Below are 1,101 nucleotides of genomic sequence, written 5' to 3' on the forward strand. Positions count from 1 at the left end.
TCGCCCGGAACGTCCCCACACCCCACGTCGGATCACATCTGCAAGATGAGGACCGCGCCCAGCGAGACGCTCGCCGTAGCAAGCGCCATGCACACGACCATATCTCCTGCAGGGTATGCGCCGCTGAGCTTGGACTGTCGGCCTGATCTCAAATTGCCACCGGATCGGCGCTGGTCCGCGCGCGCAAGGCTTGCCCTGTAGACCAAACTGAGAATCCTCGCATAAGCGGCCGCGGCAGCGACTCCTAATACGGCGAGACCCCAAGAAACTCCCACAGGTATCAACGGGCCCGGTGCCTCCGGTCCGCTCCCTGAAGGGAACACTACATCGAGAGCGGCAAGCGCGTACAGTACGCCTGGCCCACCGTAAAGGATGCCGATCACGGGATCTGGCCAACTCCAGAAATTGTCGCGAAGGCCGTGCGCTGTTCGCGTTCCCTGAACCAGTAACGCTACGCCCATCGTGATGGTCAACGCGCCGAGAATTGGCACCAGATAGGCCATCTTCGAATCACCTAAATCCCCACGCGGATCGAACTCCGCTTGCCATGTGGAATGCGGTCTTGGTCACCGAGTTAGCTCGCCTGTACCTGTACGAAGCCCGCAGCGTGGATTGGCCATTTCTATAGGTTTGGCGTACGTGACGAGCACGTGATGATCCTCTGATCACCGGTCGTGAGTGGCGGGTAATCTGAGCGTGTCGACCGACTTTGCCAAGCGCCCTTACCCCGCGAACGAATGGACCTCCGAGGTCCAGGGCCGTGTTGATTGCGAAAGATCTTCCGCTCATCCCTTCTCGCTTATACGCGTAGAAGTTCGATGCGATGCTTGCCGACGCGGCCGCTACGCCGATCAATGCACAAGCCCCTGCGGTTGCGACCACGCACGCGATCATCGCGGCCACTCCAAGGGCGGCGACGCCGCGTTTGATCCACTTGCGTACCGCACGCTTTCCATCCAGGTCGGTCTTGTTGATGGGGTCTTGTGGGTAAGCGTACGCGGTGGTGTTGCCGCCGACGACGGGGTCCACGCTGGTGAAGAGTCCGGTGACGGGGTTGTAGAGCCTGGCACCCATGAGGAGCAGGCCGGTGGTGTCGGTGGC

Annotated in this window: 1 protein-coding gene; it reads right to left on the reverse strand. The window is 61.2% G+C overall.

The genetic code is table 11. The features are described 5' to 3' along the window. Window positions 1–510: 510 nt before the first annotated feature. The coding region (locus N869_RS17140; RefSeq protein ID WP_156968601.1) for an RHS repeat-associated core domain-containing protein at window positions 511–1,101 on the reverse strand (591 nt) is incomplete at its 5' end.

The organism is Cellulomonas bogoriensis 69B4 = DSM 16987, assembly GCF_000767165.1.
GTDB lineage: Bacteria > Actinomycetota > Actinomycetes > Actinomycetales > Cellulomonadaceae > Actinotalea > Actinotalea bogoriensis.